Origin of the sequence: Streptomyces camponoticapitis, from assembly GCF_014646115.1 — a bacterium.
GTDB classification, from domain to species: Bacteria; Actinomycetota; Actinomycetes; order Streptomycetales; family Streptomycetaceae; genus Streptomyces; species Streptomyces camponoticapitis.
In genome coordinates, this window is sequence record NZ_BMMV01000013.1 from 132,861 (window position 1) to 147,000 (window position 14,140).

General features: G+C 73.0%; 12 protein-coding genes. 7 read left to right on the plus strand and 5 right to left on the minus strand.

All coding sequences use genetic code 11. The annotated features are described in order from the left end of the window. Positions 1–8: 8 nt before the first annotated feature. Positions 9–812: a M23 family metallopeptidase gene (locus IEY79_RS20750; RefSeq protein ID WP_189109047.1), complete on the plus strand. Its 804-nt coding sequence runs from the start codon at positions 9–11 to the stop codon at positions 810–812. Positions 813–1,051: 239 nt separating this feature from the next. Here IEY79_RS20750 and IEY79_RS20755 read toward each other — a convergent pair whose 3' ends face one another. Continuing rightward, positions 1,052–1,333 (minus strand): HPr family phosphocarrier protein, encoded by a 282-nt coding sequence (locus tag IEY79_RS20755; protein WP_189109048.1) that lies wholly within the window; start codon positions 1,331–1,333, stop codon positions 1,052–1,054. Positions 1,334–1,466: 133 nt separating this feature from the next. On the opposite strand from IEY79_RS20755, the gene IEY79_RS20760 reads away from it, so the two are divergent. From IEY79_RS20760 to IEY79_RS20775, 4 genes are all read left to right on the plus strand, one after another. Further along, on the plus strand, positions 1,467–4,523 hold the full coding sequence (locus IEY79_RS20760) for a bifunctional acetate--CoA ligase family protein/GNAT family N-acetyltransferase (protein ID WP_189109049.1): 3,057 nt from the start codon (positions 1,467–1,469) through the stop codon (positions 4,521–4,523). A gap of 50 nt (positions 4,524–4,573) precedes the next feature. Further along, positions 4,574–5,170 carry a DUF5998 family protein gene (locus IEY79_RS20765; protein WP_189109050.1) on the plus strand — a complete coding sequence of 199 codons (597 nt, stop codon included), beginning with the start codon at positions 4,574–4,576 and terminating at the stop codon, positions 5,168–5,170. Then, positions 5,170–6,372, plus strand: coding sequence for an alkaline phosphatase family protein (locus tag IEY79_RS20770; RefSeq protein WP_189109051.1), 1,203 nt, complete (start codon positions 5,170–5,172; stop codon positions 6,370–6,372). Before IEY79_RS20765 ends, IEY79_RS20770 begins: the two co-directional genes overlap by 1 nt. Before the next feature lie 67 nt (positions 6,373–6,439). Beyond that, positions 6,440–7,084, plus strand: coding sequence for a thymidine kinase (locus IEY79_RS20775; protein WP_189109052.1), 645 nt, complete (start codon positions 6,440–6,442; stop codon positions 7,082–7,084). 67 nt (positions 7,085–7,151) lie between these two features. Here the strand turns inward: IEY79_RS20775 and IEY79_RS20780 are convergent, their stop codons facing one another. Next, positions 7,152–7,934, minus strand: coding sequence for a VOC family protein (locus tag IEY79_RS20780; RefSeq protein ID WP_189109053.1), 783 nt, complete (start codon positions 7,932–7,934; stop codon positions 7,152–7,154). A 260-nt stretch (positions 7,935–8,194) separates the two neighbouring features. Here IEY79_RS20780 and IEY79_RS20785 point away from each other — a divergent pair, with 260 nt between their 5' ends. Beyond that, positions 8,195–9,031: a sulfurtransferase gene (locus IEY79_RS20785; protein WP_189109054.1), complete on the plus strand. Its 837-nt coding sequence runs from the start codon at positions 8,195–8,197 to the stop codon at positions 9,029–9,031. A gap of 82 nt (positions 9,032–9,113) precedes the next feature. On the opposite strand, the gene sepH is transcribed toward IEY79_RS20785, so the two are convergent. After that, the gene (gene sepH, locus IEY79_RS20790) at positions 9,114–10,163 is read right to left on the minus strand and encodes a septation protein SepH (RefSeq protein WP_189109055.1); all 1,050 of its coding nucleotides are present in this window, start codon (positions 10,161–10,163) and stop codon (positions 9,114–9,116) included. A 486-nt stretch (positions 10,164–10,649) separates the two neighbouring features. On the opposite strand from sepH, the gene IEY79_RS20795 reads away from it, so the two are divergent. Continuing rightward, the gene (locus IEY79_RS20795; protein WP_444544901.1) at positions 10,650–11,528 is read left to right on the plus strand and encodes a hypothetical protein; all 879 of its coding nucleotides are present in this window, start codon (positions 10,650–10,652) and stop codon (positions 11,526–11,528) included. A gap of 12 nt (positions 11,529–11,540) precedes the next feature. Here IEY79_RS20795 and IEY79_RS20800 read toward each other — a convergent pair whose 3' ends face one another. Together IEY79_RS20800 and IEY79_RS20805 are read right to left on the minus strand one after the other, a co-directional pair. Further along, a complete protein-coding gene (locus IEY79_RS20800; RefSeq protein WP_189109056.1) occupies positions 11,541–12,878 on the minus strand; it encodes a D-arabinono-1,4-lactone oxidase in 1,338 nt (445 codons plus the stop codon). Further along, entirely contained in the window at positions 12,820–14,085 is a 1,266-nt protein-coding gene (locus IEY79_RS20805; RefSeq protein WP_189109057.1) for an MFS transporter, read from the minus strand. The genes IEY79_RS20800 and IEY79_RS20805 overlap by 59 nt, the downstream gene beginning before the upstream one ends. Positions 14,086–14,140: the final 55 nt, after the last annotated feature.

Consider the following 14,140-nt stretch of genomic DNA (forward strand, 5'->3'; position numbering starts at 1 on the left):
GCCACTTCATGGCGTTCACCCGTGCCCCCGGGAAGCACCGTGCCCCGAGCCGAACGACGCGCCGACGCGCGAACTTCGCCGGGGCCGCGTCCCTCACCGCGGCCGGTGTCATCGGCACCCTCGCATCCCCGGCGCTCGCCGCCGACACGGAGACGACCCTCGCCCAGGAGGCCGCCCCGGCGGCCCCGGCCCGCGCCATCGTCATCGACGACTCGCTCGCCGCGACGATCGACGCCCAGGCCGCAGCCCAGGAGGCGGCGGCCGAGAAGGCCGCGGAAGCGAAGGCGGAGGCGAAGGCCGCCGCCCGCGCCAAGGCCGAGGCGAAGCGCGAGGCGCGGGCCCGTGCCAAGGAGCTCCGCGCGGAGAAGGAGCGCGCGGCACGCGCCGCGGAGCGCGAGCGCCTGGGCTCCTACCGGCTCCCGGTGGCCGGCTCCCCGGTCACCACCGGCTACCGGACCGGCGGCGCGCTCTGGTCCTCCGGCAGCCACTCCGGCGTCGACTTCCGTGCCGCGTCCGGCACTTCGGTCGTCGCCGTCGGCGCGGGCACCGTCGTCGAGGCCGGCTGGGGCGGCGCGTACGGGAACAACATCGTCATCCGCATGAACGACGGCACGTACACCCAGTACGGACACCTCTCGTCGATCGGCGTCCAGATCGGCCGGAGCGTGGCCCCCGGCGAGCCGATCGGCCTCTCGGGCTCGACCGGCAACTCCACCGGCCCGCACCTGCACTTCGAGGCGCGGACGACGGCGGAGTACGGCTCCGACATCGACCCGGTCGCGTATCTGCGCCAGCACGGCGTGAGCGTCTAGGGCGAGTCGGCGAAGTAGCGCAGTCCGCCCGCAGGGCGTGGTGCGGTGCGTCGCATGGCGGAGAATCGGCCTCGTACCGGGCGTACTCGGCCGACGTCGACAACGCGGCGGGGCGCCGCACCAGGCACCCCGTACCAGACGGGACTGGGCGGAACGCCCTAGGGCGTGTCCGCGACATGGCGAAGGCCCCGGCGTCCTGCCGGGGCCTTCGCCATGCGCGGTGAAACGTTCACCCGGACTCAGACGGTCTCGGGCAGCTCGTCCAGACCCTCGGCCACCAGCTTCGCCAGCCGGTCCAGCGCGGCCTCCGCGCCCTCCGCGTCCGAGAACAGGACGATCTCGTCGCCGCCCTGCGCGCCCAGCCCCAGCACGGCGAGCATCGACGCCGCGTTGACCGGGCTGCCGTCGGCCTTGGCGATCGTCACCGGAACGCCGGACGCCGTGGTGGCCCGGACGAAGATGGAAGCGGGGCGGGCGTGCAGGCCCTCGGCCCAGCCGACATTGACGCGGCGCTCAGCCATGGTGTTGCCCTTCAAGTCACAGTTGTTGTCTAGACCAGTGTCTCATGTGCCCCGGAACGGGCCGGTGCGGCACCCTCAGCCTGCCCCGGCCGGGTAACCGCCGCTACCGATGCGCGCGCCGTAGGCTCTCCCCATGACGCCGCCGTCGCAGCACGCGTACCCCGCTCACTGGGAAGCAGACGTGGTGCTGCGCGACGGGGGCACCGCCCGCGTCCGGCCCATCACCACCGACGACGCCGAGCGGCTGGTCAACTTCTACGAGCAGGTCTCCGACGAGTCGAAGTACTACCGCTTCTTCGCGCCCTACCCCCGGCTCTCCGACAAGGACGTCTACCGGTTCACCCACCACGACTACGTGGACCGGGTGGGCCTCGCGGTGACCGTCGGCGGCGAGTTCGTCGCCACCGTCCGCTACGACCGCATCGACAGCCGGGGCATGGCGGCGTCGGCCCCCGCCGACGAGGCGGAGGTCGCCTTCCTCGTCCAGGACGCGCACCAGGGGCGCGGGATCGCCTCCGCGCTGCTCGAACACATCGCCGCGGTGGCGCGCGAGCGCGGGATCCGGCGCTTCGCCGCGGAGGTGCTGCCCGCCAACAACAAGATGATCAAGGTGTTCCGGGACGCCGGGTTCACCCAGAAACGCAGCTTCGAGGACGGCGCGGTCCGGCTCGTCCTCGACCTCGAACCGACCGCCGAGTCCCTCGCCGTCCAGCGCGGCCGCGAGCAGCGCGCCGAGGCGCACTCCGTGCAACGGCTTCTCGGCCCGTCGTCGGTGGCCGTCGTCGGCGCCGGACGCGCGTCGGGCGGTGTCGGGCGGGCCGTCCTGCGCAATCTGCTGGACGGCGGTTTCACGGGGCGCACCTACGCGGTGAACCTGGCTCTGCCCCCGGAACTCACCAAGCTCGACGGCGTCCCGGCTGTACGCTCCCTCGCGGAGATCGAGGAGCCCGTCGACCTCGCGGTCGTCGCCGTCCCCGCCGAGCGGGTGCCCGAGGTCGTCGCCGACTGCGGCGAACACGGCGTCCAGGGCCTGGTCGTCCTGTCCGCCGGTTACGGCGAGAGCGGGCCCAGGGGCCTGGACCGACAGCGCGAACTGGTGCGGCAGGCCCGTTCGTACGGCATGCGCGTCATCGGGCCCAACGCGTTCGGCGTCATCAACACCTCGCCGCCCGTCCGGCTGAACGCCTCACTCGCGCCGGAGCCGCCCGACCGGGGGCGGATCGGTCTCTTCACCCAGTCCGGCGCGATCGGCATCGCGCTGCTCGCCGGGCTGGTCCGGCGCGGCGCCGGCCTGTCCACCTTCATCTCGGCGGGCAACCGCGCCGACGTCTCGGGCAACGACTTCCTCCAGTACTGGCACGACGACCCGGACACCGACGTCGTCCTGCTGTATCTCGAAACGATCGGCAACCCACGCAAGTTCACACGGCTGGCCAGGCGTACGGGGGCGGTGAAGCCGGTCGTCGTCGCGAAGGGCGCGCGGCACAGCGGCAGCGCTCCGCCGGGGCACGCGGTACCGGTCGGCACCATCCCGGACGCGACGGTCTCGGCGCTGCTCAGCCAGGCGGGGGTGATCCGCGTGGACACCGTCACGGAGCTGGTGGACGCGGGTGTCCTGCTCGCGTCCCAGCCACTGCCGGCGGGACCGCACGTGGCGATCCTCGGCAACTCCGAGTCGCTGGGGCTCCTCACGTACGACGCCTGCCTGACGGAGGGCCTTCGCCCACTGCCCCCGCTCGACCTCACCACCTCGGCCCGCCCGGAGGACTTCCGTACGGCCCTGGCCTCGGCGCTGGCGGACCCGGGCTGCGACGCGGTCGTCGTCACGGCGATCCCCTGGGTGGGGGAGAGCGGCGTGAGGGAGTCGGGCGACGGCGAGGTCCTGGCGACGGCGCTGCGCGAGGCGGCCTCGACGTCGCCGGCGAAGCCGGTGGCCGTGGTCCATGTGGAGATCGGCGGCCTGGCGAAGGCGCTCTCGGCGGCCACCACGACGGCCCCGCGCCCGGGACCGATGCCGGGACCGGGCGGCACGCCGCCGCCCGTCGCGGAACAGGACCGACCCACCCGCGCTCCGGAGGACGCCCCGGCCGCCCGGCAGGTGTCGCTCCCCGGCACGGTCGCCGAGCCGCCCCGCCCGTCCGCCACCGGCGACGACTCCACGCCCGAAGGACCTGACGACAGGGCCGGGGACCGGCCGGAGAGCCGTGGCGAAGGGTCCGAGGGTGCGACGGCGGACGCCGAACCGGGCCCGGGGGGCCGGCCGGGCCCCGTACCCGGCGGCGTGGCCGAGCCGTCCCCCACACCGCTCACCGCCCCCGGCCGGATCCCCGCCTACCCGGCCGCCGAGCGTGCCGTGCGCGCGCTCGGCCAGGCGTTCACCTACGGGCAGTGGCGACAGCAGGCCGCCGAGCCCGGCAGGGTGCCCGAGTACGACGACATCGACGAGAGCCGCGCCGCCGGGCTCATCGCCCGGGTCCTCGGCGACGCCCCCGCCGACCCGCACGGCACGTGCCTCGGCGACGACGACACCCGGGAACTGCTCGGGCGCTACGGGATCGCCGTACGGCCCACCCTCCCCGCGCCCGGACCCGACGACGCCGTCGAGGCCGCCGCGCGACTCGGCTATCCCGTCGCGCTCAAGACCACCGCGCCGCGTCTGCGCCACCGCGCCGACCTCGGCGGTGTACGGCTCGATCTCGCCGACGAGGCTCGGCTGCGGGCGGCGTACCGCGAACTCACCGAACTGCTCGGCGAGCCCGCCGAGCTGCGTCCCGTCGTCCAGTCGATGGCGCCGCGAGGGGTGGACACCGTCGTGCGCGCGGTCATCGACCCGGCCGCGGGCCCGGTGCTCTCGTTCGGGCTGGCGGGCGTGGCCTCCGAACTGCTGGGTGATCTGGCGCACCGGCTCGTGCCCGTCACCGACCGCGAGGCCGCCGAACTGCTCCGGTCCATCCGGACGGCGCCGCTCCTCTTCGGCTGGCGGGGCTCCGCGCCCGTCGACACCGCCGCCCTCGAAGAGCTGCTGCTCCGGGTGTCCCGGCTCGTCGACGACCACCCGGAGATCGTCTCCGCCGCGCTCGAACCGGTGGTGGTCGCGTCGCACGGCCTCTCCGTGCTCGGCGCGAGCGTCCGCCTCGCCCCGCCCCCGTCCCGCGGCGACCTCGGCCCCCGCCGGCTGCCCAGCTACTGAGCAGGTCCGCACGGTCCTGGCCACGCATCGCGCCCCCGTAGGATGGGGCCATGGCGAAGACCGGTACGACGACCCAGGGGCTGCGCACGGCGATCGAGCGCAGTGGCTACTACCCGGCTCTCGTGGCCGAAGCGGTGGAGGCCGCTGTCGGAGGCGAACCCATCGCCTCGTATCTGGTGCACCAGGAGACGACGTTCGACTCCAACGAGGTCCGCCGGCATGTCACCGTCCTCGTCCTCACCGCGCACCGTTTCATCGTCAGCCACACCGACGAGCAGGCCGCCGACACCAGTTCGCCGACGCCGTACGCCACCACCTCGACCGAGTCGGTCAAGCTGGACCGGATCTCGTCCGTCGTGGTCAGCCGCGTCGTCGCGAACCCCGAGTCGTACACCCCCGGCACCCTGCCCCGCGAGGTCGTCCTCACCATCGGCTGGGGCGCCGTCGCCCGGATCGACCTGGAGCCGGCCGCCTGCGGCGACCCCAACTGCGAGGCCGACCACGGCTACACCGGGAACTCCACCGCCGACGACCTGAGCCTGCGCGTCAGCGAGGCCGGTGACGGGCCCGACACCGTACGGCAGACCCTCGTCTTCGCCCAGGCGCTCTCCGAGGCCACCGCGGCCACCCCGTCGACCGGCCGTTGATGGCCGCCCCGCCGCCCGCCTGGCAGGACCCGGAGCCGCTCGCCCTGCACACCGCGCCCGTCCCGGAGTACGGCGGCGGCTCGCTCGCCGACCTGCTGCCCACCCTCGTCTCGGGACAGGGCGTCTCCGTGGCGGGCGGTGCCGTCATCCCCGAACTCACTCCGGCCGACCGCAACTGCGTCTTCCTGATCGACGGTCTCGGCTGGCAGCAGATCAAGGACCACCCGGACGAGGCGCCGTATCTGACGTCGCTGCTGGGCACCTCACGCGGCGGCACCGGCCGGCCGATCACCGTCGGTTTCCCCGCCACCACCGCGACGTCGCTCGCCTCCGTCGGCACGGGCCTGCCGCCCGGCGCCCACGGCCTGCCCGGCTACACCGTCCGAGACCCGGCCACCGGCGCCCTGATGAACCAGTTGCGCTGGCGCCCGTGGACCGACCCGCACGTCTGGCAGCCGTATCCCACGCTCTTCCAGCTCGCCCACGCGGCCGGGGTGCACACGGCGCAGGTGTCGTCCCCGACCTTCGAACGCACCCCGCTCACCGAGATCGCCCTGAGCGGCGGTACCTTCCACGGCCGGCTCTCCGGCGAGGAGCGGATGGACCTCGCCGCCGCCCAACTGGCCGCGGGGGACAGGTCGCTGGTCTACACGTACTACAGCGAGGTCGACGGCAAGGGCCACAAGTTCGGCATGGACTCCGACGCCTGGCGCGGCCAGGTGATGTACGTGGACCGGCTCGCCCAGCGCCTCGCCGAACAACTGCCGCCGCGGGCAGCCCTGTACATCACCGCCGACCACGGCATGATCGACATCCCCTTCGACGAGCAGTCCCGTATCGACTTCGACGAGGACTGGGAACTGCGCGCCGGTGTCGCCCTCCTCGGCGGTGAGGGCCGCGCCCGCCACGTCTACGCGGTTCCGGGTGCCCAGGCCGACGTCCTCACGGTCTGGCGCGAGGTCCTGGGGGAGCAGTTCTGGGTCGCGAGCCGCGACGAGGCCCTGGCGGCGGGCTGGTTCGGCCCGCCCGAGAGGGTCGACGAGCGGGTGTACGGCAGGATCGGCGACGTCGTGGCCGCCGCCCACGACGACGTGGTGATCACCGCGTCCGTCCAGGAACCGCGCGAGTCCGCGATGGTGGGGATGCACGGCTCGATGACCCCCGTCGAGCAGTTGGTACCACTGCTCGAAGTACGCTCGTAGCCGCCCGCCCCGGGTGTCGCCGGGACCGGCCCGACACCGTCCGTATCCGAAAGGCCGTCACATCCTCATGCCCGAGCTGGTGTTCTTCTCCGGAACCATGGACTGCGGAAAGAGCACCCTGGCTCTTCAGATCGAGCACAACCGCTCGGCCCGCGGTCTCCTCGGCATGATCTTCACCCGCGACGACCGCGCGGGCGAGGGCAAGCTCTCCTCCCGCCTCGGCCTGGTCACCGACGCCGTCGAGGCGGCCGAGGGCTTCGACTTCTACGCGTACATCGTCGACCGCCTCTCCCAGGGCGGCCGTTGCGACTACGTCATCGCCGACGAGGCGCAGTTCCTCGCACCCGAGCAGGTCGACCAGCTCGCCCGGATCGTGGACGATCTCGACCTGGACGTCTTCGCCTTCGGCATCACCACCGACTTCCGCACCAGGCTCTTCCCCGGCTCGCGGCGGCTGGTGGAACTCGCCGACCGCGTCGAGGTCCTCCAGGTCGAGGCGCTGTGCTGGTGCGGGGCACGGGCCACGCACAACGCCCGCTCCGTCGGCGGGGTGATGGTGATCGAGGGCGCGCAGGTCGTCGTCGGCGACGTGCACCAGTCCGAGGACGAGATCGGCTACGAGGTCCTGTGCCGTCGCCACCACCGCCGCCGTATGACGGCGGCCACGGCGAGGGCCGCCGCACTGTCCCCGGACGTCCTGCCCATCACCTGAGGACGACGGCGCGGATCACTCCGTGCGAGGAGTCCGGCGGGTCGCGACATCCGAAGATCCGTAGTACTCAGCGCACCGTCGACCGCACCACGCCGAACACCGCGCCCTCCGGGTCCGCCACCGTCGCGACGCGGCCCGCCGGTGTGTCCCACGGCGGGTCGATCACATGGCCGCCCAACTCGGTGACGAGCAGCGCCGCCGCGTCAGTGTCGTCCACCTCGAAGTACGTCATCCAGTGCGCGCCGCGGACCGGGCGGGGGCCCTCGCCCACGCCGTGCAGCGTCGCCACCGCCCGGCCGTCCAGGCGCAGTGTCAGTGTGTCGTCGTCTCTCCCGCCGGCCGACTCCACGTCGTAGCCGAAGACCGACCGGTAGAACGCGTCCACCCACGAGGTCTCGCGGATCAGCAACTCGTTGCGGACCGGCGTTCCGTGCGCCCCCGCCACCGCGGTGCCCGTGTGCGCCTGGGCCTGCCAGATGCCGAAGACCGCGCCGGCCGGATCGGACACCAGGGCGAGGCGCCCGTCCCCGCCCGCGTCCAGCGGCCCCACCCCGACGGTGCCGCCGCAGCGCCTGATCGCTGCGGCCGTCGCGTCCGCGTCGTCCGTCGCCAGATACGTCGTCCACGAGAGCGGCATCCGTCTCTCCGGCGCCAGTTGACCGATGCCGGCGACCTCCTTGCCGTCGAGGACGCCACGCACGTACGGGCCCAACTGCTCGGGCCCCGGCACCCGGACGAACTTCCAGCCGAACAACGCCCCGTAGAAGTCCTGCGTCGCGCCGAGGCCGTGCACCATCAGACTCACCCAGCAAGGCGTGCCGGGCGTGTGCCGGATCGTTTCCTCGGTCATCGTCGCTCTCTTCTCGAATGGTTCGCGGACTGCCGTGATGAGGACGGGCAGGCGGGGGAGGGGGGCGCACGCGCCTCGAACTGCGCGGTGGGGGGCCCGAACAGATGGTTCCATTTCTCGCCGGAAGCCGCGCCCCGGCCGCGCCGCTTTTGGCGCGATCCAGTAAGAGGATGACCGTTTTGGCATTGACGCAACGTCGTCGGGCCATCACCCACCGGGTCGAGGCCGAACGCCCTTGCCGGTAGGCGAGGATGGCGGGCATGACAGTCATCATCTCCGCGTCCGGACTCGCCGACGAGCTCGCCGGACCCCGGCCGCCCGTCCTGCTCGACGTCCGCTACGCGCCCGGCGCCCCTCCCGGCCGCCCCGAGTACGACGCGGGCCATCTGCCGGGCGCCGTTTTCGTCGACCTCGAAGCGGAGTTGTCCGGCCCGCCCGGCGCCGGAGGCCGCCATCCGCTGCCCGACGTGGCGGCGTTCGGCGCGGTGATGCGCCGCGCGGGTGTCTCGGCCGGTACGCCCGTCGTCGTCTACGACGGAGGCCAGGGGTGGGCCGCGGCCCGCGCCTGGTGGATGCTGCGCTGGACCGGCCACCAGGACGTACGGGTGCTGGACGGCGGACTCGCGGGCTGGGACCGCCCGTTGACCACCGAGATCCCGACGCCCGACGAGGGCGACTTCAGCCCCGTACCCGATTCGCTGCCACGCCTCGACGCGGACAGCGCCGCCGCGCTGGCCCGTGACGGGCTGCTGCTGGACGCGCGGGCGGCGGAGCGCTACCGGGGCGATGTCGAACCGCTGGACCGCGTCGGCGGGCACATTCCGGGCGCGGTCTCGGCGCCGACCGCCGAGAACGTCGGCCCGGACGGCCGCTTCCTCCCGGCCGAGAAGCTCGTCGCCCGGTTCGACGCGCTGGGTGCGAAGGGCGACGGCAGCGGCCCCGAGGTCGGGGTCTACTGCGGCTCCGGGGTGTCGGCGGCGCACGAGTTGCTGGCGCTGGAGATCGCGGGCATCCCCGCCGCGCTGTACGCCGGCTCCTGGTCGGAGTGGACGGCGGACACGGAGCGCCCGGTGGCGACGGGCCCGGACCCTCAGTGACGCGGGCCGGCGCCTGACGTCAGGGACCGGGGCCGTACGCCCGCTTCGCGTACGGCCCTGGCCCACTGACGACCCGTCCTGCTCAGTCCTGCTTCTTGCGACGGGTGCCGAACACGATCTCGTCCCAGCTCGGCACGGCGGCACGGCGGTTGGGCCGTACTCCGTCGGCCTCCGCCTGACGGTCGGTCGTACCGGTCAGCCGGTCACGGTGGCCCGCCACCGAACGCGGCATCAGAACGTCCGCGTACGCCGACCCCGCGCCCGCCGAGGCGGCCGGAGCCACCGGCTCCTCCTCCTCGGGCGCCTGACCGGGCTCGATCGCCGGCGGCTCGGGCTGGGACGGCCGCTCCGGGACCACCATGTCGCCACGGAAGCTCGGCACCGCCTCCAGCAGGCTCGTCAGGGTGTCGCGCTCGCTGGTGTCCTCGTCCGGGTCCGTCGTCGGCCGGTCCGTCTGCCGTTCCAGGGCGCGGTCGAGGGGCCGTTCGCGATCCCTCGGCAGCCGCGCGATGCGCGGGACGAACGGGAAGCTCGGCTCCTTCGTGGCGACGGCGAGCGAGTCGTCCGTCTCCCCGATCAGCGAGCGCGCCTCGTCGTCGACGGCCTGGACGAGCCGCCGCGGCGGGTCGTACGTCCAACTCGCCGAGTGCGGTTCACCCGCCACCCGGTAGACGAGCAGGACCTCCCACGTGCCGTCGTCGCGGCGCCACGAGTCCCACTGCGCGGTCTCCTTCTCGGCGCCGCGCATGAGCAGCCGCTCGTGCACCGCCTCGCCCAGCTGGGGACCAGTGTTCTCGCCGGGGCGGCGCACCGCCGTCTTCCGGGCGCGCTCGGCCATGAAGGCGCGCTCGGCCAGCACGGGGCCCTCGAAGCGCCGGACCCGGTCGACCGGGATCCCGGCCATCTGGGCGACCTCTTCGGCGGAGGCTCCGGAACGTATCCGCGCCTGGATGTCACGGGGTCTGAGGTGGCTCTCCACCTCGATCTCGATCTGGCCGAGACGGGCACGGTCGTTACGTACGGCCGCGCGCAGCCGCTCGTCGATGGGGAGCGTGTACTCCGTGCTGTCGGCAGCCTTGAGCACCAGTCGTGTGCCGTCGTTGGAGACGGCCACGACACGCAGTTCGGGCATGGGGACCTCCCGGGTGGTGCCTGCCGACGTCACGTGCGTCGCTGCTTCCGCTAGTCGAGTGTGACTTGCCCGGGTGCAGCCTGCCACAACCTTGCCGAGTTGCCCGGCGTGTCGGGCATGGGCCCTGGAACGCCGTCATGACACGGTTACCTATTGCGACGCAGAGTGACAGACCTGGTCACGCTGTGTAGCAGGCGCCCGTGCGGTGCCATCGCGCCGCCGGATCGAGTGCCACTTCGGCCCCCTCCCGTAGACCCGGACACCTGTGAGGGAATCCGGCCCCAGGGCTCGCCACAGTACTCCATTCGGACCATCGGGGTGGACTGCCACGCCACCCAACTTCTTCGGGGGCGGGGGAGTTGAGAGGGTGTCCGTATCCCGCACGGGTGTCCCAATTCACATAATCTCCCGAAGCGGAACCATCGGATTCGCCCAGATGCCCCTTCTTGGTGCACGGTGGCACAGATGGTCGAGCAGAGGTCGGAGATGGATCAGAGTCAGAAGCCGGACAGCCGGACCGGCGAGCGGACCGCCCCCGGGCGGCTCGAACTGAGCGTGCCGCAGGTCGCGGGCAGCGCGCTCGCCGCGGTCGCGGCGGCCGTGTTCGCCTCCAAGCTCGGGGTGTACGGCACGATCATCGGCGCCGGCGTCGTCAGCGTGATCGCCACCAGTGGGGGTCCGCTCTTCCAGCATCTGTTCCGGCGCACCGGTGACCAGCTACGCGAGGTCACGGTCCAGGTGAAGCCCAGGGCGCGCCAGGTGTACGACTCCGAGCCACCGTCTCCGGCCGCCGGGGTTCCGGTTCCTGATCCGCATCCGTCTGCGCATCCGGATCCGTCTGCGCATGCGCAGGAGCCTTCCGCGCGGGGTGAGTTTGGGGGAGCCACCACGTACGGCACGCGGATACGGGGCCGGAAGCGGTCCGTCGTCGCGGCCGTCGTCGTCTTCACCGTCGCGATGCTCGCCATCACCGGCTACGAGCTGGCCGCCGGCCAGGACCTGAGCGGCGGCAAGGGAACGACCTTCAGCTCCGTCGTACGCGGCGGGGACACCGGCCGGGACTCCCCACCCGACCGGCCGGCCGGCCCGAAGGACGGCGGAACGACCCCCTCCGACGACGGCACCGACCCGGGGACGGACACCGGCCCGGGTACCGGCCCCACCGACACCCCGACCCCGACCCCGTCCGCACCGGGCGGCGGCCAGAGCCCGGACGCCCCGGAGAGCCCGGACACCCCCGAGACCGGCGGCCCTTCGACCGTGCCCTCGCCCGGCACCTCGCAGCCGGACGGCGGTACCGCCGGATCCGGTCACCCCGAGGGCGGCACCGCCCCGCCCCCGCCCGCCGTCGCGCCGTCGGGCTGAGGCCGGGCCGGGCTATCCGCCGACGACCCGCCGCAGATACGGATTGCCGAACAGCCGCTCCGGGTCCAGCCGGTCGCGTACCGCCGTGAACTCCTCGAAGCGCGGATAGACCCCGGCCAGATACGCCGCGTCCCGCGTGTGCACCTTGCCCCAGTGCGGCCGGCCGCCGTGCGCGGTCATGATCCGCTCCACCGCCGTGAAGTACGAGCGGTAGGGCGTGCCCCGGTACAGATGCACCGCGATGTACGCCGTCTCCCGGCCGGACGCCGTCGACAGCGGGATGTCGTCGGCGGGCGCGGTCCGCACCTCGACCGGGAAACTCACCCGAAGTGGTGAGCGCTCGATCATGGCCTTGACCTCGCGCAGCGCGTCCACCGCCACCTCGCGCGGCAGCGCGTACTCCATCTCCACGAAGCGCACCCGGCGCGGGGTCGTGAAGACTTTGTAAGGAATGTCCGTGTACGTACGGGCCGAGAGCGCGCGGCTGGAGATTCTGGCGATCGAGGGGATGACCCGGGGCACCGCGCGGCCGACCGAACAGGCCACCTGGAAGAGGCCGTTGGAGAGGAGTTCGTCCTCGATCCAGCCGCTGACCGTACCGGCCGGGGCCGCCGGGCCCGCGCTGCGATTGTTGCGCTTGGTGTTGCAGTTGCCGGTGTGCGGGAACCAGTAGAACTCGAAGTGCTCGTTCTCCGCGACGAGCCCGTCGAAGTCCGCCGTCACCCGGTCGAAGGACATCGGCTCCTCGCGCGCCCTCAGCAGGAAGAGCGGTTCCACGGCGAAGGTGACCGCCGTGATGATCCCGAGCGCGCCGAGTCCGACCCGGGCACTGGCGAAGATCTCCGGATTCTCCGAAGGGGAGCAGGTGAGGACCGAGCCGTCCGCGGTGACGAGTTCCAGAGCCCGGATCTGTGCGGCTGTCGAGGCCGAGTCGCGGCCGGTGCCGTGCGTGCCCGTGGACGTCGCGCCCGCGACGGTCTGATCCATGATGTCGCCCATGTTCGTGAGCGACAGGCCCTCCCTGGCGAGGGCCTCGTTCAGCCGCCTCAGCGGGGTGCCCGCCGCCACGGTGACGGTGCCGGCCTTCCGGTCGATCTCACGGATGCCGGTGAGCAGTTCGGGCCGTATCAGCAGACCGTCGGTGGCCGCCGCGGAGGTGAACGAGTGCCCCGTGCCGACCGCCTTGACCCGGAGCCCGTCCGCGGCCGCCGCGCGGACCGCCTCGGCGAGCTCCTCCACGGAGGCGGGGGAGAACACGCGGGAGGGACGTGCGCTCACGTTCCCCGCCCAGTTACGCCAGGTGTGTGCCGGGTACCTCGTCGTCGCCCCGCCCGTACCGGTGTTGGTCATCAGCCCCGTACCCCTCCCGATCCGTTGGCCGCTCCCGCAGCCGGCGGTGGCCCACCAGCGCGACCAGGGCCGCGGCCACTCCCGACACGACGGGCACAGCGAACCCCGTCCGCGCTCCGGCGGCGTCGACCGCCCATCCCGCGGCGGAGGAGCCGAGCGCCACCCCGACGGCGAGTCCGGTGCTGACCCAGGTCATGCCTTCGGTGAGGTTGGTACGAGGTACGTGCGCTTCGACGAGGGCCATGGTCGTCACCATCGTGGGTGCGACCGAGAGGCCGGCGACGAAGAGCGCCACGGCCAGGATCGGCAGATTCCCGGCCAGTTGGAGGGGGATCATACTCACGGCCATCGCGCAGACTCCCACCAGCCACCTCCCGGACGCGCTGCCGCGCGGACGCAGCAGCCCGAAGACGAGTCCGGCAAGGCAGGAACCGAGCGCGTACACCGCGAGCACGAGGCTCGCCGCCGTCTTGTTGCCCCGTTCCTCCGCGAACGCCACGGTCACCACGTCGACGGAGCCGAAGATCGCGCCGGTCGCCACGAACGTCACCACCAGGACCTGAAGGGCGGGGGAGCGCAGCGCGGTGCCCCCGGTGTGGTGCTCACGCGGCTGCGGCACGGGCTCGGTGGCCCGCTGCGCCGTCAGCCAGAAGACGCCGGTCACCAGGAAGAGCGCGGCCAGCGTCGGCCCCGCCGCGGGGAACCAGGCCGTGGACAGACCGATCGCGATGATCGGGCCGAAGATGAAGCACAGCTCGTCGACGATCGACTCCCAGGAGTACGCGGCGTGCAGCTCGCGCGGCGACCCCCGGTAGAGCTCCGCCCAGCGCGCCCGGACCATCGACCCCACGCTCGGCACAGAGCCCGCGCCCGCAGCGAAGACGAAGAGCGTCCACTCCGGGGCCGACCGCTCGGCGCACACCAGCAGTCCGGTGACGGCCGTCACGGCGGTCAGCGCGGCGGGCCGCAGCACCCGCCGCTGGCCGTGCCGGTCCACGAGCCGGGAGATCAGCGGACCCAACCCGGCGGCCGACATCGCCAGCGTCGCCGCCAGCGCGCCCGCCAGCCCGTAACGCCCGGTGAGCTGGGAGATCATCGTCACGATGCCGATGCCCATCATCGACAGCGGCATCCGGCCGACCAGACCGGCCGCGCTGAATCTCCCGGCTCCGGGCGCGGCGAATATCGCGCGGTAGGGACTGGCCACGTGTCGCTCCGGTGTGCGCTGTCGCGAGTGACGGCGGATACGGCCGCGGGGCACT